The following is a 20158-nucleotide window of genomic DNA, read 5'->3' as shown; positions in this document are numbered from 1 at the left end:
TTGGTACATATGATATGTACTTCTTTTTGTGATTTTAGGAAGTTTAAAAGGGGGAATGAATTTCTTGAGGAAATCATTTAATCAAAAAATTAAAAAGTTAAGTAGTAGTTTAATAGTTGTATTACTAATATGTATGAATTTTTTAATCCACTTACCATTTAAAGCAGAGGCAGCTACAACAGAATTAAAAGGTTTAGGTGATGTATCTTATTACAATGCCATCATTTTTGGAGATCATAGTGCAACGAGTGCGGATATTGAAGGTGCGATGGCTGTTCAGAAAAATATGAACGCATCAAGTTATACAGTCGTAGCGGCTGCAACTGGAGCAAATAACTTAGCTGGAGCAACTTGGGTAGATGAAGGATATCCATCATTATTACTAGGCGGTCAATTTACGAAAGCGGGAGCAGGACAAGTAATTATTCAAGATGGAACAGTGGCGATGACAAAAGACGGTGACCCAGATGGCGCAATGAAAACATCATATGACCGTATCTCTTATAAAGAGCAAGCGGAGATTGATGCTAAGTTTAAAGAATTTAGAAAAGACGTCGATGGTGTAATTGGGGATGCAAGTAAACTACACACTGATAAGCCAAAACCTAATATGAGCTTTGGAATCGGTGAAGATGTAAACAACCCTAATATTTATGTCTCTTCAGGCCAAACGGGAAAGAAAACATTTGATGTAAAAGACGTTTTTCTTCCGAATGTAGAGAATAAAGACTTTATTGTTATTTATTCAGATGCAGAAGAAGTGAGTTTTGGTGGCGGTGCAATTTTGTATGATACAAGAAATACTGGGATGGCGACGGATTTAATTAATACATCTCAAGCATACGACCCTAATTCATCTTTTACTGAGTTAGCTAGTAAGGTAATTTGGGTATTTCCTAATGCTACAAAGATAACAACTAAAGGTTATGGTGTAGTAGGTAGTGTGTTTGCACCTAATGCAGTTGTAGAAACAAAAGGTGGTTCTATTAATGGACAAGCCTATGTTGGAGGATTACACCAAAGAGATGGTTTTGAGGTTCATAATTTTAAATTTAACTGGCCAAAGTGGAATAAGCCAGCAGCTGAAAAAGGACATTTACAAATTAAAAAAGTTGATGAAAATGATGAAAACATTGTTTTAAAAGATGCAAAATTTGATGTTATAGACAAAGATAATAACGTTGTGGCTACTGTTACAACAAACGAAAAGGGTATTGCGGAAGTTAAAGATTTACCATTTGGTGACTATTTTGTAAAAGAAATAAATGCACCAGAAGGATATATAAAAGTTGATACACCAGTCAAAGTAACAATTGATAATACAAACGTAATTGAACTTGTTATGAAGAATACGAGAAAAGTAGAGAATGGCCAATTTAAATTATTGAAAAAAGATAGTGAATCTGGTCAACTTCTACCAGGTGCAAAATTTGATGTTATCGATAAAGATGGGAAAGTTGTGGAAACAATTGTTACAGATGATAAAGGTGAAGCCTTATCGAAACAACTTCCAGTTGGAAGCTATACATTAAAAGAAGTAGAAGCACCAAAAGGATATGAATTATCATCTAGTTCAGTTTCTATTGATGTAGAGGCTAATAAAGTAGTGACTGTAGATGTGGTGAATAAAAAGATCCCCGAAAAAGTAACGGGTCAATTCGAAATCGTGAAAGTAGATGCGGAAGATAAAACGAAAGTATTATCAGATGCAGAATTCGAAGTGTATAAAGATGGTAAAAAAGTAGAGACGTTACGAACAGATAAAACTGGTAAAGTAGTTTCACAGAAATTAGAACCAGGAAAGTATACATTAAAAGAAACGAAAGCACCACAAGGATATAAATTGTTAAAAGAAGAAATTGAAGTCGTTGTGGAAGCAAACAAGTTAGTAGAAGTACAAATAGAAAATGCGAAAGAACTAGGAAGCTTACAAGTAATCAAAAAGGATGCAGAGAGTGGAACAGTTCTAGCAGGTGCAGAATTTAAATTAAAGAACGAAGCTGGTCAAGTAGTTGGAGAAGCGAAAACAACGAATAAAGAAGGTGTTGTGAAATTCGAAAACTTAGTGCCAGGAAAGTACACGTTAGAGGAAACAAAAGCGCCAGAAGGTTATAAGGCGTTAGAAGTAACAGTAGAAGTAAATGTTATAGCGAACGAAGTAGTAAAACAAGAAGTTACGAATGAAAAAGTAACAGGTCAATTTGAAATCGTGAAAGTAGATGCGAATGATAAAACGAAATTGTTATCAGGTGCAGAATTCGAAGTGTATAAAGATGGTAAAAAGGTAGCAGAACTAAAAACAGATGAGAGTGGAAAAGTGATGTCACCGAAATTACCGCTAGGTGAATACACAGTGAAAGAAACGAAAGCACCAGCGGGCTACAAGCTTTCAAATAAAGAATGGAAAGTAACAATTCAAAACGAGAAAGAAGTAGTAAAAGTAGAGGCAGAAAACGAAAAAATCTTAGGTTCTCTACAAATTATTAAAATGGATGATAAAGATCAAACGAAACGCTTAGCAGGCGCACAATTTACATTGAAAGATGTGAAAGGAAATGTTGTAAAAGAAGGAATTACAACAGATAAGTCTGGAACGGTTAAAGTAGACGGACTTGTGCCAGGTGAATATACGTTAGAAGAAACAAAAGCACCAGAAGGTTATGAGTTAACAAAACAAATAATTCATGTAACAGTTGACGGTGAAAAAGTTGTTGATGTAAAAGTAACGAACAGTAAGAGCCTTGGTCAATTCGAAATTGTAAAAGTAGATGCGGAAGATAAAACGAAAGTATTATCAGACGCAGAATTCGAAGTGTATAAAGATGGTAAAAAAGTAGAGACGTTACGAACAGATAAAACTGGTAAAGTAATCTCTAAGAAATTAGAACCAGGAACATACACATTAAAAGAAACGAAAGCACCACAAGGATATAAGTTGTTAAAAGAAGAGATTGAAGTCGTTGTGGAAGCAAACAAAGTAGTAGAAGTACAAGTAGAAAACGCAAAAGAACTAGGAAGCTTACAAGTAACCAAAAAGGATGCAGAGAGTGGAACAGTTCTAGCAGGTGCAGAATTTAAATTAAAGAACGAAGCTGGTCAAGTAGTTGGAGAAGCGAAAACAACGAATAAAGAAGGTGTTGTGAAATTCGAAAACTTAGTGCCAGGAAAGTACACGTTAGAGGAAACAAAAGCGCCAGAAGGTTATAAGGCGTTAGAAGTAACAGTAGAAGTAAACGTTGTAGCGAACGAAGTAGTAAAACAAGAAGTTATGAATGAAAAAGTGAAAGAAGAAATTACAGGTCAATTAGAAATTACAAAGGTAGATGCCAATAATACAAATAAAACTTTAGCAGGCGCAGTGTTTGAAATTTGGAAAGACGGAACAAAAATCGACACATTAACAACAAACAAGAGCGGTAAAGCGACTTCTAAGAAGTTAGAACCAGGAGATTACACTTTAAAAGAAATCCAAGCGCCAGAAGGATATACTTTATCCGATAAGGAAATGAAATTTACGATTTCTAATGAAAAAATTGAAGTTGTAAAGCTTCAAATTACAAATAAAAAAGATACAGAAAAAGGTCCGGAAAAACCAGGTGAAGGAACAGAAAAGCCAGGTGAAGAAACAGGGAAGCCAGGTGAAGAAACAGGGAAGCCAGGTGAAGAAACAGGGAAGCCAGGTGAAGAAACAGGGAAGTCAGGTGAAGGAACAGAAAAACCAGGTGAAGGAACAGAAAAGCCGGGTGAAGGAACAGAGAAGCCGGGAGAAGGAACAGAAAAACCAGGTGAGGGAGTAGAAAAACCTAATTTACCAGAAAAAGGACAAGGTTCTTCTAATAATCAACAACTTCCAGCTACAGGACACAATACGAATTACGTTCCATTCATCGGTTTTATGCTTCTGTTATTAGGAATACGTTTAAGATTCATGGCTAAAAATAGCTAACAGATGTATAAAAGGCATCAGAGATATATAGTCTCTGATGCCTTTTAAGTGAATACAGATAAAATGAAAATATCTATATGGAATGATAAATATGTTAAGCTTCAATTACGCTAAGCATTCTGTTTATAAATGCAGCTGCGTGAGCACGTTGTGATGGTCCTTTTGGTACGAATTGATTAAATTCATTACCTTTTACAATTCCATATCCATACACTCTTTGTACTTCTTCTTTAGCGTAAATTAAGTTTTGGTCTACGAATGGTAGTTCAACTTGTTTTGCAAAAATACCAGCGTGTTTTAGAGAACGATCAATCATAATAACAGCTTCTTCGCGTGTAATTGTAGTATTTGGATCAAATGTATTATCACCACGTCCGCGGATTATGCCTGCGCTTGCTGCACGATTAATACCGTCTCTTAACGATGGGTGTACTTGTTCTAAGTCTGTGAAATTAGCATTTCCACTTGGTAATTGTAAAGCACGAGTAATTAGTGTAGCAAATTCAGCACGCGTTACAAGACGTTCTGGGAAGTACTTGCCGTTCCCTTCTCCTTGCATAATGCCTCTAGCTGCTAATTGACGAATGTCTTGTTCATACCATCCACCTGTAATGTCATCAGTTACTGGATCTTTTTGGTTTTCCTTATAGTATGTTTCAGTTCCTTTTAAGAAAGCATCCCATTGTCCGCGTTGAATCATAAACGCAGGGCAGTTTTTTCCTGACCAAAATTGGTGTTTTTGGACCTTATCTAGAGAAATATTTAAGTCGTTCATTAAATAAGCTGCCAATTTACGGGCATTTTCTACCGCTTTTTCATAGTTTCCATCTTGATTAACGGCAATTTCAATTCCGATAGATTCATAGTTTCCAGTTTTATTTCCAGCATGCCATCCAACTTCATTTACTGGAAGATGTTGATAAATTTCTTTATCATCTACTGTGAAATGCCAAGATGCGGCGCGATCAGCTGTTCCGCGTGCTTGATTATCTAAGAATTTTGCATGATTTAGAGCATTGGCACCTTTCGCTGTATTAGCCGTTTCGTGAATCGTAATATATTTAGGTACCATTGGGTAGCCAGGGCGAATATCATCATTTCCTTTTGGGACAATCATTTCTTTAAATGTAACGCCATAAATATTGTTTGTTTGTAGAGCTTCTGGCGATCTCAATAAACTATTTTTAGCAGTACGACTGTTTTTTAATAATGAAGCTTTTGTACCTTCAAATGTAGCAGCAGGTGCATAAATCCATTTTGCTGTTTCATTTATTTGGACTTTAAACCAATTTCCAGCTTGTTCAGTAGGAGTTATGACTTGTGGCTGTAGTTTCCCTTCTTCTTTAAATGATTGGAACGGAAGGGCATGTATGGAAGCTTCTTCTTTTACGATTAATTTTTGGTTAGATAGTTTATGAATCTCTTGAACTTCTAAACTATTATCATTGTTATCTATCCATCCAGCGCCAGTTGGCGTCGTTATGTAATAAGCATTTCCTTTTTTCTTTGTCGCCGTTACGACTTGTTCTGTAATCTCGATATTCGATTTGTTTTTTAAATCATTCGCGGTATATAATGAATGTTTTTTTGAAGTGTATAGTAGGAATTGACCAGTAACCTCGATATCTTCTTCATGAGTACTATGCTCATTAACATGCTCTTTAATACTTTTAAAAACTTGATCTTCCGTATATACTTCAGCGGATTTTTCAGCACTCTCTGCAAATGAATAAGTAGGTGCAAGAACAGTTTGTAATGCAAGAGAGAGAGTTAAAACACTATAAAATTTCTTTTTCATATTTGTTTTTAACACATTAGATTATGGAATCTAGTGTTAACATTCCTCCTTTTTATATTGTATTTTCACTATGTATCGATTTTAATACTAATAAATTTTAACAAGAGAAAATGATGATGTCTATATACATGAGCGATATTCATAAAAAGAATTATTTGAAAAAATGTAAGAGAAACAGGTAAAACCTTCTGTATTGACCTGTAAACGCCCTTCAAGTAAACTAAAGAGAGTTTGCAAATGAAAAGGTGATAATGTTGTTAATTTCAATTAAAACGTTACAAGATGATCGTTTTTTACGTCCGCTACAAAATATTGGCGGCTTATTTTTTGAAGATAGTACGATTGGATTTGAACAAGAGGAAGCGAATCTTATCGTTGATATACACATTGAGGATAATGTGAAAGCATCCGCTCGATTAACGGATGTTAGCACAGGAAATGTGTATGAAGAAACATTCTCGAAAGATTTATCTGCTTTCACAGATGAAAAAGAGCGTATGAAGCAAGTGAAACACGTTGTTTCTTATGTATATCTTTCTGTTCTTCAGCAGTTAACTGGTATTGAACAAAGCTGGGGTATTTTAACCGGAGTACGTCCGACGAAACTTCTTCATAAAATGCTTCAAAATGGTATGTCAAAAGAAGAAGCGCATCAAGAGCTTCGTGAAAGTTATTTAATTCATGAAGAGAAAATTGAACTTCTTCAGCGCATTGTTGATTGCCAATTAGCAGTTGTTCCGGATTTATACCGTTTGAAAGAAGAAGTAAGTATTTATATCGGTATTCCGTTCTGCCCAACGAAGTGTGCATATTGTACATTCCCGGCTTATGCGATTAATGGACGCCAAGGCTCTGTTGATTCGTTCTTAGGTGGTTTACATTATGAAGTTCGTGAAATTGGTAAGTTTTTAAAAGAAAAAGGTGTAACAGTTACGACGATTTATTACGGCGGCGGTACACCGACAAGTATTACAGCAGAAGAGATGGATATGCTGTATGAAGAAATGTATGAAGCGTTCCCAGATGTGAAAAATGTGCGTGAAGTAACAGTTGAGGCAGGTCGCCCAGATACGATCACGCCAGCAAAGCTAGAAGTGTTAAATAAATGGAACATTGACCGTATTAGTATTAATCCGCAGTCATACCATCAAGAGACACTAAAAGCAATTGGACGTCATCATACTGTAGAAGAAACAATTGAGAAATACCATTTAGCTCGTGAAATGGGAATGAACAATATTAATATGGACTTAATTATTGGTCTTCCTGGTGAAGGGTTAGATATCTTCAAACATACGTTAGATGAAACAGAAAAGTTAATGCCAGAATCATTAACAGTTCATACGTTATCATTTAAACGTGCTTCTGAAATGACGCAAAACAAACGTAAATATAAAGTAGCAGGTCGCGAAGAAATTACAGCGATGATGCACGAAGCAGAAGAGTGGACGCAAAAGCATAATTACGTACCATATTACCTATATCGTCAAAAGAATATTTTAGGTAACTTAGAGAACGTTGGTTATGCAATGCCGACGCAAGAAAGTATTTACAACATTGTTATTATGGAAGAAGTACAATCGATTATCGGACTTGGCTGTGGTGCATCAAGTAAATTTGTTCACCCGAAGACGGGGGCAATTACGCACTTCGCAAATCCGAAAGATCCAAAATCATATAACGATGGCTTCGTAAAATATACAGAAGACAAACTGAAAATTTTAGAAGAGCTATTTGCATAAGAAGAAAGAGGTTGTTCCGAGTCGGAACAACCTCTTTTTTATCCTGCAGTAATGGGCGGTCCGATTATATCTTGTCAGTTTTTGTCGGTAAGTCGATATATTCGAAAAATCGCTGATATAATTCGAGTTGCGCTGATATATTTCAAGTTACGGTCGATATACCTGGAAAATCGCTGATATAATTTCATTTACCTTCTAGCGGCACCGTATGTAAAACTATGTCGATAATAATCAGAAAAATTAGTCAAATCATTAAAGGACAATGTCTACTTATGGACGAAATGATAGATTTATGAAAGAGAAAAGGGGGAAATTGTTGGCATGTACATGACGATAGGGAGAATTTTTGATTTATCAGTTGGTAAGTATCCGAATAAAGAGGCGTTAGTGGAACCTGAAAAGAATATTCGCTGGACGTATAAACAGTGGGATGAACAAATAAATAAAACAGCGCACGCTCTATTAGAAGACGGAGTAAGAAAGGGAGATACTGTATCTGTTTACTTATATAATTGCCGTGAATTTGTAAACGTTTACTTAGCCTGTGCGAAAATTGGAGCGATCTTTAACCCGATTAATTTCCGCTTAAAAGCAAAAGAAGTATCTTATATTCTTCAGGACGCATCCTCGAAAGTCGTTGTCTTTGAAAAAGCAGTTGAGTCAACTGTTGCTATAATTGAAAGAGATTTTCCAAATACATCTTTTTGGTCTATAGAAAACGATAAACCTTCCTATGCAAGTTCCTACCATGAAAAAGTGAATGCAGCATCTTCTGAGAAAGTAAATATCGAAATTGATGAAATGGATTATTGTTCAATGCTTTATACGAGCGGTACGACAGGTCATCCGAAAGGCGTATTACATCGTCATCGTGAAATGACTGAGCATAGTATGATTTGTACGTATTTCCTTAAATATAATAGAGATAGTGTAGGGCTTGTTGTGGCGCCTTTATATCACTGTGGTGAATTAAATGCCGGAATCATACCACGCATTCAAGTTGGTGGAAAGAATGTTATTTTGCATCATTTTGATACAGAAACAGTATTACATACGATTCAAGAAGAAAAGATTACGACGTTCTTTGCAGCGCCGACGATGTGGAATATGTTGTTGCAAAAAGATTTAGCTCAGTATGATTTAACTTCGATGAAGATTGGTATATACGGCGGAGCAGCAATGGCACCGGCGTTAGTGAAGGAATGTAAAGAACGCCTTTATATTGATCTTGTTCAAATATACGGAATGACAGAAATGGGACCAGTTGTTGCGTTTCTCGTAGAGGAGGATCAAATTACGAAAGCTGGTTCAGCAGGCACGCCATGCTTTAGCCATGAAGTTCGTATTGTGAAACCGAACGAGGATGCACCGGCAGAACCAGAGGATGTATTACCTCCTTATGAAGTGGGAGAAATTATTTTGCGCGGCCCAACTATGATGGCTGGCTATCATAATCGTGAAGAAGCGAATAAAAAATCGATGTATAAAGGATGGTATCATTCTGGTGATCTAGGCTATTTTGATAAAGACGGTTATTTATTCGTTGCTGATCGCGTTGATGATATGGTAATTAGCGGTGGCGTAAATATTTATCCTCGTGAAATTGAAGATTTCCTTCATAGTCATCCTGGTATATTAGATGTGGCGGTACTTGGTGAGCCAGATGAATTATGGGGAGAGCGTGTTGTAGCAGTTATTGTGAAGAAAGATGAAACAATAACTGAAGCTGATTTAGAAACGTATTGCAAAGAAAGTGATGAACTAGCAGATTATAAACGTCCGCGTCATTATTTATTTGTAGATGAACTTCCGCGTAATGCGAGCGGTAAGTTGCAGAAGTTTGTGCTGAGGGAATCGTTGAAAGGGGCAAAAAATAGAAAATGAAGGGTGCCTCATACCTATGGGATTTTTGTCCCTTGTTCTGTAAGAGATTAAACCGAAGAAACAATATCTTTGTTAATTCTTAAATGTCCTGTTCCTTTATAGAGATTGAGAATTAAGTGAATATCAATCACTTTATATTTACTTAATTCTCGTTTCTTCTTGGTGAAGGTTAATTAGCGCATTTGAAATAAGGTGGAAAAACAAAATGGATGTAATGTCCAAAAAGAAAAGACACCTTAAGGTGCCTCTCTCCGACTTGAACCATTTCATTTCATACGAATCGGAATCTATCCGTATTACCATTACCCCTTTGTTATGAGTGTAAACACACACTATAAAGCAGAATCGTCTATATACACTAGATTGTTAGTTCACAAAAGACAAGAGATTTGAGATCAATATCGAAGTGACGCCACATCCCCTATAATAATTGATATGTTACGCCTTTTAAAAGAATCTGCTTTATAGAACGTGCCCACAAGTTATATTTTACTACATGTAATATTCATTTAGTGTATTTTTTAATGAATATGTATAATTACATAAAATGTATGAAAAAAGAGTATACTCTAATATTGTGTAATAAAGATAAAGCCCACCTACGGAATAGGGGGCTTTTCTTACTTTTTATAAATATTTATTCCAATTATATTATCAGATGAGTCTAAACGAATATAAACGTCATCTGATAAAAGGTGTGCATTATATATTCGTTGTTTATATGTTGATATCTCGAAGCGTTTTCCATTTAATTCACATTCTAGAATAATCATATCGCCATGTTCTTTCCAATTTATTAATTTAGCAGTTGTATTCATATAAACCTCCTCTAAATCATTTTATGAAAATTAGTAGAGATAGTGTGAGAAAGGAGTTTATATAACAAAAAAAGACACCTTAAGTGTCTTCTTTGATTACTATAAAAGTCGTTGAATGAAATAGGTTTCTATTTTTATTTGCGTGAAAAGCCTTCTTCATCAAGGTATTCCGCAGCTTCTGGATAAGAGTTGAATGTACCGTCTAAGTTTACACCAGCGTACACGTTCCACATGTCATCCTCTGAAATAAGAGTAAGAATATGACCATCTTCGTTCTGCCATTCTTCTTCTTTCGCAGGTTCTACAGGTGCTACTACCTCTTCTTGTGATAGAAGGTCAATTGATTTCTCAATTACTGAACGTAACTCCTCTGCTGAAAACTCACGGATGTTAACCATACCTTTATCATCTGTTTTATAACCTTTAATACCGCTTGCATATACAAATCCATTTCCATTTGGGTGTAAATGAAATACAACGTTCTTTTTATCTAAACGACTTTCTTCAAAGTGGAAGTTTACACGTTTTAATGATACGTTCTTTCTTTCTAGTTCTGGGAAAGATTCAATAATCGATAATTTTTCTTCAAAAGTTAGCATAGTGCCTCCAAGTATATAGTAAAAGATTTAATTTGTTCATTATAGCATAGTTGCAATTGTTTCCAAAGATAAGGGGAAAACTTTTCGTTGAATACGTTTACGTCACGAGAATGTAAAAAGTGAGCTAACGAATGTATCTTTTTAGGTGTACAATGGAACATGGACTTTATACAAAGGTGGTTTTTTTATGTTTCAAAAAATAGCAAAGGAATGTTTAGCAGGATTTACTGTTGCGATTGTTGCGTTACCACTTGCGATTGCGTTTGGTATTGCTGCGACAGGAACGTCTGAGGGAGCGCTTGTTGGATTGTATGGTGCAATTTTTGCAGGTTTATTCGCAGCGTTATTTGGCGGGACACCTGGGCAAGTAACAGGGCCAACTGGACCGATTACCGTTATTGCAACAGGAGTTATTGCGACGCACGGGTTAGAGGCAAGTTTTATTGCCTTTATGATGGCAGGATTATTTCAAATTTTATTCGGTGTATGTAAGCTCGGTTCTTACGTTCGATATATTCCGTATCCTGTCGTTTCAGGATTTATGAATGGTATTGCATTAATCATTATTTTAGGCGAAATAAAACACGTACAAAATAGTTTTCTACTTGTTGTGTTAACGATTATTGTAATGATTGTTTCTGGCAAATGGATTAAGGCGATTCCGTCTAGTTTAGTAGCACTAGTCGGTGTGACAGCTTTGCTTCCTTTATTTTCTTCTCTACTCGAAGGACTTACAGTAAAGTTACCGATTATCGGAAATCTTTCACTAAATAAAGTAATTGAAAAGATTGGAACTATTCCAGAAGCGATACCTACGCTTCATATTCCATCTTTAAGTGGAACAGGAATAGCAGCACTTATTTTACCAGCGCTTAGTATTGCTTTGTTAGGGTCGATTGACTCGTTGTTAACATCGGTCGTAATGGATAATGTGACAGGTACACGTCATAAAAGTAATAAAGAGCTCGTTGGACAAGGTATCGGTAATATGATGAGCGGATTGTTTGGCGGATTAGCAGGTGCAGGTGCGACTGTAAGGTCTATCGTGAATATAAGAAGTGGCGGTAAAACGGCACTTTCGGCATGTATGCATAGTGTTATCTTATTTATTTTTATTATGGGTCTTGGTTCGGTCGTACAATATATTCCACTTGCTGTATTATCAGGTATTTTAATTTTAACTGGTATTGGAATGTTCGATTGGGGAAGCATGAAAAAGATGCATGTCGCTCCTAAAGGTGATGTCGTTGTTATGCTCGTAACGATGATTGTAACGGTGAAGTTCGATTTAATGATTGCTGTTGCCTTCGGTATTATTCTTTCGTTCATCATATATATGGTGAAATGTAAAGAACGTAAAACTTCTATCGTAAAAGAAAAAGAAGAAACGTACACAATTCAAGGGCCGCTCTCTTTCCTATCAGTAGATCGTATTTTCGCTACTTTACAAGATGTGAAGTCACCGGTTGTTTTACGTATGAAAGATGTGCGTTATATGGATGTATCAGGAGCTATGGCATTATTAAATTTTGTTGAGCAATCAAATAAAGTAGGAGCAAGTGTAAAGCTTGAGCAAGTACATCCGAGTATTGAAAAAACAATCGCAGTAATGGCAAGCGATGAACAGAAAGAGCAATTGAAAATCTTAAGTGTTTAGATAGTAATTAGAATATCTCACAATTTTACATAAATTATAATGTAGAGTTGTGGGATGTTTTTATAATGTTTTTAGTAATATGTATCGCAGTGACAGAGAGGAAGGGCTCTTTTGGCGTAATAGAAACGCTTATAGTGTGTACATATATAATGGAAGGAATTAGAAAAATATTGTGAAGAGACAGGCTTAAATGGGTTCGCTTTTCTATTTTGAAAAAAAAACCAAGTATTCAACCTATAATAAATTTGTTATGATAACCAATGGGATAAAATGAATCCCTATCGCTTAAAACAATATGTTTGAGAGTATATGTATAAAAGAAAAGAGAAAAAATATGAATAAAACATTTGTAAAAGGAGCAGCAATTTTAACCATTACAACTTTTTTGTCAAAATTGCTTGGTAGTTTTTTTCAAATTCCATTACAAAATATTGCAGGAGATGAAGTGCTCGGTATTTTTCGCCTTGTTTTTCCTGTATATATGATTGCTCTTACATTATCGGTAGCCGGAGTTCCACTTGCAATTTCGAAACTAATTGCAGAGTTGAACGAAAAAAATAAGCAAAAGGAAATTGCGAAATTATTTAAATCAGCGTCAATTATTGGGATAGCATTTGGCGTTTTCGGCTGTTTAGTCATTGTATTATTTTCTATTGAAATTGCGAATATGCTCGGTGGACAAGAAACTAGAATGCCGTTGCTTATTACTTCATTAGCATTACTCATTGCGCCATACATGGCGGTGTATAGAGGGTATTTTCAAGGTTTCGGTGATATGAAACCAACAGGGGTATCACAGGTCATTGAGCAATTTGTACGTGTGTTTTTTATGTTAATAATTGCTTACATACTAGTATCATGGGATAAGAGTAATACTGTTATTACTAGTGGTGCGATGGTTGGCTCTTTTCTTGGAGTCATTAGTTCGCTTATATATTTGCGTATAAAATATAATAGAAGTCCATACTACAATAAAAGCAATTCCTATTCGCTCCGAGATTTAAGAGAAAACGGCAAAAAGATATTGCGGGTATCGATCCCAATCGCTATCGGAGCTTTATCAATGCCACTTTTAAATTTAGTAGACTCGCTTACAATACCGCATGTATTACAAGGATCATCAACAGAAATTCAAGAACAATTTGGAATATACAGTCGCGGTTTTGCATTCACGCAAATAATTGTTATTTTTGCAAGTGCAATTGTATTTCCGTTAATACCACTCTTAACTTCCGCATTGGCCAAAAGAGATATAAATTTGGCGAAAATAACAATTCAAAATACAAATCGACTAGCGCATGTTTTGACAGCACCGTTAACAATATGGTTGATGGCATTAACAGTACCGTTAAATGTCGGATTGTTCACAGACGTAAAAGGCAGTAGTATGTTAACAGTTATGATTGGCAGTTCGTATTTTACTGCGGTTATGGTATTATCAATAGGTGTTTTACAGGGCATTAACCGTTCTGCACAAGCTGCATGGATTGTTATTGGTGCGAGTTGTGTGAAAGTCGTGTTAAACATTATGTTCGTGCAGAAGTTTGGCATAGATGGAGCGGCGTATAGTACATTAATTACTTACATATTGCTTTGTATTGTAAATCATTTGTATATTCGAAGCTATATTGCCTATTCTATTCATTTAAAAAGCTTTTTTGGTGTGCTAGCAATAGCATGTATTTTGGGACTAGGATTGTATGAATTATGTAATGTGATAGATGTTACATCTTCAAGAATTATGACGTTATTATTCAGTGGTATAGCATTAAGTATTACAACCATTTTGTATGGTGTATGTGCTTTGAAATTAAAATGGATATCAATAAACAAAATACCATTTTTGAAAAGATAAATATAGAAATTTAATTTTTTATTATAATTCATATGAACTGATAAAGAGGAAACTATGTAGGGTATCAAGTGTTTAGGTAAGGAATGGGTACCAGTTTATGTTAGATGAAATAAACGGTTACCTAGTTTTGGAGGAGATTTAGGGTGCGTTTAGTCTTATCAGGATATTATGGTTTTTATAATGTTGGAGACGAGGCGATTCTACAATCAATTATTGAATCGTTAAGTAAAGAGAACCCGGATATAGAACTAGTAGTACTATCAAATGATTCTAAATATACAAAGGAAATGTATGGTGTAGAATCGGTAGATCGCTGGGATATAAAAGCTGTTTATCATGCAATCAAAAACAGTGATGGAGTCATTAGCGGTGGCGGGAGCCTTCTTCAAGATCAGACAAGTACGAAGAGTATTCTATATTATACGGGTATTATGGGACTCGCTCGATTATTAAAAAAGCCGTATTATATTTATTCACAAGGAATAGGTCCAATTACAAAAGGATATAATCGTTTATTAGTAAAATGGAACTTGTCAAAAGCTTCCTACGTATCAGTTCGAGATGAGGATTCGTTTTTATATTTAAAAGAACTTGGCATAAAAAACGATATTGAAATTGTTCCAGACCCTGTTTTAACATGGAAACGGACAAAACAATCGGATTGGTTGCAAAAGCATTCGATACATGGAAAAGTAATTGCGGTTAGTGTGCGTTATTGGAATGCAAAAGAAGATTATATAAAAAAATTAGCTGAGGCATTAAAAAAATTAAAGCAAGAAGGATACCAAATTCTATTTGTTCCAATGCATGAGCCATTTGATCAAAAAGCTTCGCGTGAAGTAGTAGACTTAATGGGAGAAGAGACGTATATGCTTCCATATAAAATGGATATCGACGAGAAAATATTCATTTTATCACAATGTTCATTACTAATTGGTATGCGTCTTCATGCACTAGTTTTTTCTGCTGTAGCCAAAACTCCAATGGTCGGGATTTCATACGATCCGAAAATTGATTCGTTTTTAAGTCAAGTGAATCAGCCAGTTATAGGAAGTGTGGATGGCGAATGGAGTGCTGAGTATTTATATGAAATTGCGAAAAAGCAATTAATGCAACAAGGAACTGTGGAGCAAGAGTTACAATTGACAATAGATGAGCTTCGGTTGCAAGGCAAACAGGCAACAAAGAAACTCATTGATCATATGGAAAAAGGCACTTTATTAAAAAAGTAAAGTGTCTTTTATTTTTGTTTTGAATTTAATGAAAATTCTAATTACAAAAACGTTTTATTTTAATTCCTATTTATTATGCTAAAATGATTGCGATTATTATATAATCAAATTTGTGATAATAAATTCGTAGATTACGAGGAGGGTAAACTTGAAGACTTTTTCAAAAGGTATAACAGCAGTGGCATTAACGGGATCATTACTTTTAACTCCTATTTCAAGTTATGCGGCAAATGATGATATTACAGGACATATGTTTGAGACGAATATGCGCTCACTTATTACTAAAGGAGTTTTAATGGGGTATGGAGACAATGTATATGCGCCTGATAAATTAGTAACAAGAGCAGAGTTTGCTACATTCATAGCAAGGGCTTTAAATTTACCGAAAGCTGATTCGAATTTCGAGGATGTGCCGAAGACTTACGGTTTATATGATGGTGTAAGTAGAGCATATGGAGCGAAAATTATTAATGGTCGTACGAACGAGACATTTTCACCAAATGATGTGATTACACGTGAAGAAATGTCGATAATGGTAAAGCGAGCGTTAGACTATAAAAATATTAAAGTAGCTGTAAGTCCGCTTACCTTTACTGATAAAGATAGTATTAACTATAAAGAGCATGTACAAGTTATGGTGGCTACTCAAATTATTAAAGGGTATCCAGAAGATAATACATTTAGACCACATTTATCAGCTACAAGAGGGATGGCTTCAGCTATGTTGGATCGCATGCTTCAGACGATTGAAAAAAACGGAAATAGCAATCCTGTAGAAACTAAGAAATATGTTGTGACAAATGTAAGAGAAAACGGAACAGAGCAAGAAGTAGAGCGCTATAATACGTATAAAGAAGCGGTTACGGCTGCTCAAAATAAAGGTATGAATGCGGTAAAATACGAGAACGAATTTTTATGGATTAAAGATGGTTTTGCAAGTGCAAAAAGAATAACTGGGCAAAACATCATTAATATTTATGATGAGAATTTGTCAACAGTATATACGTATATTCAGTATGGAACAGAATTGAAAGTGTTAGAAGTTGGCGAAGATCGTGTGAAAGTTCAACTTTCTGGTTTGACAGGTTATGTGAAGAAGAATGAAATCACTTTAATTCCTACAAATGAAATGAAACAGTCGTCTTATTATGTGAAATCAGATGGATATTTATACCATAAATATTATACATATAATACAAGTTCACCTGGATATACAGAATTTAGATATGGTGTGGCACCTTCTTTCATGAAGCAAGGACAGCAAATGTATAGTGTAGATGGAAAGACATTTGGAGACGAAACTTTCTATCAATATTTCAATTATTTATCATTACGTTCGAAAACAGATTATACAGCTGAACAACTAGATAGTTATGTGAAATCGATTAAACCAGACTCTCCATTAATTGGTTTAGGAAAGAAATTTAAAGAAGTAGAAAGCAAGTATAATGTAAATGCATTATTCTTATATTCATTAGCAATTCATGAAAGTTATTATGGAACAAGCGCTCTTGCAAAAGACAAAAATAATTTATTTGGTTTAAAAGCAACAGACGATAGTCCGTATGGTAACGGAGAAGCATTCAATTCAAAAGAAGATTGTATTGAACATGCAGCAAAATTATACATGAATGAAGGATATTTAAATCCAGGACATTGGCGTTATACAGCAACATATACAGGTGATAAAGCTGCTGGTTTAAATGCGAAATATGCATCTGATGCGAACTGGGGTAAAAAAGTAGCGGGGCATATGAACCGTTTTGATTCTTATTTAGGTAAAAAAGAATACAACAAGTACAAACTTGCACGTGTGATGAATAACGTGGAAGTGAAAAAGAATCCTAGTATATCAAATGAGCGACTGTATCGTTTAAATACAAATGTAGTTGTCACAGTTACTGGTGAAGAGATAATAAATGGAAAAGCGTGGGTTAAAGTTATTTCAGATAATCCTACTGTAACAGAAGCGTATATTGCAAAAGAAAGCTTAGAATACGTAAAACATTAATTAAATAAAAAAGAAGGTGCTACTAATATTTCGTAGCACCTTCTTTTTATTCAATTTCAAAATCAACAATGATATAAGCGAGAATAACAATGAAGAAAATACTAACGGCTGGTGCTGTTAATACGTGGCCAGACATAAAGCCAATGCCAAGTGATAGAACGAGTGTGCTCGCTAATAGCATATACTTTACTTTCATGATTTTCTTAAAGTTTGTGATCATGCGGATAAATAATTTAATACCAAAGTATAGAAGAGGTATTAAGTAAATAAGGAAACCGACAATTCCAAAGGCGAAAAATAGGTCATGGAAGTCCATTTCAATTAATTTAATTTTATCTGTGTAGTTACCAGCGTAACCCATTCCGAATAGTTTTTGTGAAAGCGGTGCGTCTTTATAGTATTGTTTGTATGTTTTTAAGAATTTGTCGCGATCACTGTAAATTAAACTTTTTACTTCAGAATCTGTAAGTTCACCTTTTGCATGTTTTTTTGCATCTTCTGGATCTGCTTTAATTACTTTTCCTTCTTTTCGATCTTTCTCTTCTTGCACTGATTTTTTGTATTCGTATATTTGCATGTGAATGCCTATATTTTTTGCGATAGGAGTATGCGGTGTAAGAGCAATTAAACCTCCTAGTATAACTGCGACAACAACGGTATTTACAATATGTGTGAATCCTTTTCCTTCTTTTTTACGATTTATCATATATTCAATGAATGAGAAGAAAAGTGCTACGCCTAATGTAATAACAATTGCGCCATATCCGACTTTCGTTCCGACCATAATACTTGCATACATCGCAAGTATTGTTGGAATCCAGTAATATATTTTCGAGAAAGAAGTTGTTTTATGAATCGAATATAAGACAATGATTGGGAACATAATGGCGAAAAGAGAACTTAAATCATTTCCAGCGAAGAACCAACCTCTTGAACCGATTTTTGAGTGAGGATAGCTTGGGAAATCCGTTCCAGTTTGCATTGCGACAATCATTGTAATGCTTAAAATTAAAGTTGCATATAAGAAATATGTAATGATTTTATGAAATACATACTCTTTATTTTTTAGCTCTTTAAAGGCGATAATATATCCAAACAGTAGCACAATTGGATATACGCTCTTTAAGATGAATTTAACTTCTTCTCCAAATGAAACTGGAGATTTAACCATCATATTATTTACAAGACCGATTGCGAGTGCGATCCCGAGTAAGCACAAATAGAGGATGTACTTTTTCGCATCTTGTTGTTTGTGATGAAGAAGTAGGTACCCTAATGCAAGAAGCATAAAGGCGAAACGGACTACAACTCCAACTGTTGCGCTCATGTGTAGTATATAGATTGAAAAAGATGTTAATAAATCTAAAATTGGTTGAAACACAATGAATAGCAATAGGAAATGTGGGAAGTAGTTATCCGTTTGTTTCAACTTATTAACCATATGTTCCTCCAGTTCTTCATTCCTTTATTACAACACCCAAAAGATGGGTATAAAGCCTTTTTTACATAGTAAGGCGAATGAATTTCAATATTTGTTTTTTATCAAACTTAAGAATACACCATTTCATTGTAATGGTAAATAGATGAAAAGCATGGATAAACCGACTTTAATTTCTATATTTTTTAACGGAATTGTATGTTTTATACGGTAAATGTACAAATTGCGAGATTATTAGACAGAAAATTGAGAAAAAAGAAGGATTTTTCAGTGGTTTTCTATAATTATATAAGTATAATCTTTATGGAGAAAAGAGGGGTATATATAATGGAAATAACAAGTAAAACAGAATCTGTCGTTGTGAAATATGAAGGCCACGTTGCAACGGTTATGGTCAATCGCCCAGAGGTGTTAAATGCGTTGGATGAGCCGACCTTAAAAGAGTTATTACAAAAGTTGAAAGAAGTAGCGGAAAGTTCTGCGCATATCGTTGTGTTATGCGGGAACGGCCGTGGTTTTTCTGCGGGTGGGGATATTAAATCGATGCTTTCAAGTAATGATGAAAGTAAGTTTGATGGCATTATGAATACCATTTCTGAAGTTGTCGTGACATTATATACGATGCCAAAGCTTGTTATTAGTGCAATTCATGGACCGACTGCAGGTCTTGGGTTAAGTATTGCGTTAACAGCTGATTATGTAATGGCGGATATATCATCTGTTATTGCAATGAACTTTATTGGAATCGCTTTAATTCCAGATGGAGGCGGTCATTTCTTCCTTCAAAAGCGTGTCGGTGAAAATATGACGAAGCAAATTATTTGGGAAGGTAAGAAGTTATCAGCGACAGAAGCGCTTGATATCGGCTTAATTGATGAAGTAATCGGCGAAGATTTCCAAACGGCTGTGAAACAAAAAATTAATGAATGGTCACAAAAACCGATTAAAGCAATGATTCAAACGAAGCAAATTTTGTGTGAAGTAAATCGCTCTAATTTAGAGCAAACATTGCAATTAGAAAAGCGTGGTCAATATGCAATGAGACAAACAGCGGATCATAAAGAAGGTATTGCTGCGTTTTTAGAGAAACGTTTACCAGCATTTAAAGGGGAATAAAGTTTGTCAATTCCTCACTGATTATTAGCTCGTTAATTCGGGATAAAGGGGAGAAAGTGCTA

12 protein-coding genes are annotated in these 20158 nt (G+C 35.0%); 8 read left to right on the top strand and 4 right to left on the bottom strand.

Going from position 1 to position 20158, the window contains the following annotated elements; translation table 11 throughout:
• Nucleotides 1–64 precede the first annotated feature (64 nt).
• Nucleotides 65–3946, top strand: a complete 3882-nt coding sequence (locus tag CGQ22_RS23785) for a SpaA isopeptide-forming pilin-related protein (RefSeq protein ID WP_139032712.1) — start codon at nt 65–67, stop codon at nt 3944–3946.
• Between the two features lie 94 nt (nt 3947–4040).
• Here the strand turns inward: CGQ22_RS23785 and CGQ22_RS31665 are convergent, their stop codons facing one another.
• Nucleotides 4041–5744 (bottom strand): S-layer homology domain-containing protein, encoded by a 1704-nt coding sequence (locus tag CGQ22_RS31665; RefSeq protein WP_000726525.1) that lies wholly within the window; start codon nt 5742–5744, stop codon nt 4041–4043.
• Nucleotides 5745–5995: 251 nt separating this feature from the next.
• On the opposite strand from CGQ22_RS31665, the gene CGQ22_RS23775 reads away from it, so the two are divergent.
• Both CGQ22_RS23775 and CGQ22_RS23765 read left to right on the top strand, forming a co-directional pair.
• Nucleotides 5996–7486 (top strand): coproporphyrinogen III oxidase, encoded by a 1491-nt coding sequence (locus tag CGQ22_RS23775; protein ID WP_002163864.1) that lies wholly within the window; start codon nt 5996–5998, stop codon nt 7484–7486.
• A gap of 321 nt (nt 7487–7807) precedes the next feature.
• The gene (locus CGQ22_RS23765; RefSeq protein WP_000281981.1) at nt 7808–9370 is read left to right on the top strand and encodes a fatty acid--CoA ligase; all 1563 of its coding nucleotides are present in this window, start codon (nt 7808–7810) and stop codon (nt 9368–9370) included.
• A 620-nt stretch (nt 9371–9990) separates the two neighbouring features.
• Here the strand turns inward: CGQ22_RS23765 and CGQ22_RS23760 are convergent.
• On the bottom strand, nt 9991–10188 hold the full coding sequence (locus CGQ22_RS23760) for a hypothetical protein (RefSeq protein WP_001098260.1): 198 nt from the start codon (nt 10186–10188) through the stop codon (nt 9991–9993).
• A gap of 134 nt (nt 10189–10322) precedes the next feature.
• Entirely contained in the window at nt 10323–10787 is a 465-nt protein-coding gene (locus CGQ22_RS23755) for a hypothetical protein (protein ID WP_000954998.1), read from the bottom strand.
• A 187-nt stretch (nt 10788–10974) separates the two neighbouring features.
• On the opposite strand from CGQ22_RS23755, the gene CGQ22_RS23750 reads away from it, so the two are divergent.
• From CGQ22_RS23750 to CGQ22_RS23735, 4 genes are all read left to right on the top strand, one after another.
• Nucleotides 10975–12444, top strand: a complete 1470-nt coding sequence (locus CGQ22_RS23750; RefSeq protein WP_089149446.1) for a SulP family inorganic anion transporter — start codon at nt 10975–10977, stop codon at nt 12442–12444.
• Nucleotides 12445–12778: 334 nt separating this feature from the next.
• Entirely contained in the window at nt 12779–14299 is a 1521-nt protein-coding gene (locus CGQ22_RS23745) for a putative polysaccharide biosynthesis protein (protein WP_061883812.1), read from the top strand.
• Between the two features lie 143 nt (nt 14300–14442).
• Nucleotides 14443–15531: a polysaccharide pyruvyl transferase CsaB gene (gene csaB, locus CGQ22_RS23740; RefSeq protein ID WP_061883813.1), complete on the top strand. Its 1089-nt coding sequence runs from the start codon at nt 14443–14445 to the stop codon at nt 15529–15531.
• Nucleotides 15532–15679: 148 nt separating this feature from the next.
• Entirely contained in the window at nt 15680–17542 is a 1863-nt protein-coding gene (locus CGQ22_RS23735) for an S-layer homology domain-containing protein (protein WP_000847506.1), read from the top strand.
• A gap of 46 nt (nt 17543–17588) precedes the next feature.
• Here CGQ22_RS23735 and CGQ22_RS23730 read toward each other — a convergent pair whose 3' ends face one another.
• Nucleotides 17589–18983, bottom strand: coding sequence for an O-antigen ligase family protein (locus CGQ22_RS23730; protein ID WP_089149445.1), 1395 nt, complete (start codon nt 18981–18983; stop codon nt 17589–17591).
• A gap of 300 nt (nt 18984–19283) precedes the next feature.
• Between CGQ22_RS23730 and CGQ22_RS23725 the strand changes: the two genes are divergently transcribed.
• A complete protein-coding gene (locus tag CGQ22_RS23725) occupies nt 19284–20096 on the top strand; it encodes an enoyl-CoA hydratase (protein WP_001999174.1) in 813 nt (270 codons plus the stop codon).
• Nucleotides 20097–20158: the final 62 nt, after the last annotated feature.

The sequence above is a fragment of the Bacillus sp. M13(2017) genome, from assembly GCF_002218325.1.
In the GTDB taxonomy this organism is placed as follows: domain Bacteria; phylum Bacillota; class Bacilli; order Bacillales; family Bacillaceae_G; genus Bacillus_A; species Bacillus_A thuringiensis_K.
The sequence above is the reverse complement of the archived record's forward strand: the minus strand, read 5'-3'. Positions and strand labels throughout refer to the sequence as shown.

Excerpts from the sequence above, each read along its gene's own strand:
- CGQ22_RS23745 (WP_061883812.1), top strand. The coding sequence starts at position 12,779 with ATGAATAAAACATTTGTAAAAGGAGCAGCAATTTTAACCATTACAACT.
- CGQ22_RS23750 (WP_089149446.1), top strand. The coding sequence starts at position 10,975 with ATGTTTCAAAAAATAGCAAAGGAATGTTTAGCAGGATTTACTGTTGCG.
- CGQ22_RS23755 (WP_000954998.1), bottom strand. The coding sequence starts at position 10,787 with ATGCTAACTTTTGAAGAAAAATTATCGATTATTGAATCTTTCCCAGAA.
- CGQ22_RS31665 (WP_000726525.1), bottom strand. The coding sequence starts at position 5,744 with ATGAAAAAGAAATTTTATAGTGTTTTAACTCTCTCTCTTGCATTACAA.
- CGQ22_RS23725 (WP_001999174.1), top strand. The coding sequence starts at position 19,284 with ATGGAGAAAAGAGGGGTATATATAATGGAAATAACAAGTAAAACAGAA.
- CGQ22_RS23760 (WP_001098260.1), bottom strand. The coding sequence starts at position 10,188 with ATGAATACAACTGCTAAATTAATAAATTGGAAAGAACATGGCGATATG.
- CGQ22_RS23730 (WP_089149445.1), bottom strand. The coding sequence starts at position 18,983 with ATGGTTAATAAGTTGAAACAAACGGATAACTACTTCCCACATTTCCTA.
- CGQ22_RS23765 (WP_000281981.1), top strand. The coding sequence starts at position 7,808 with ATGTACATGACGATAGGGAGAATTTTTGATTTATCAGTTGGTAAGTAT.
- CGQ22_RS23775 (WP_002163864.1), top strand. The coding sequence starts at position 5,996 with ATGTTGTTAATTTCAATTAAAACGTTACAAGATGATCGTTTTTTACGT.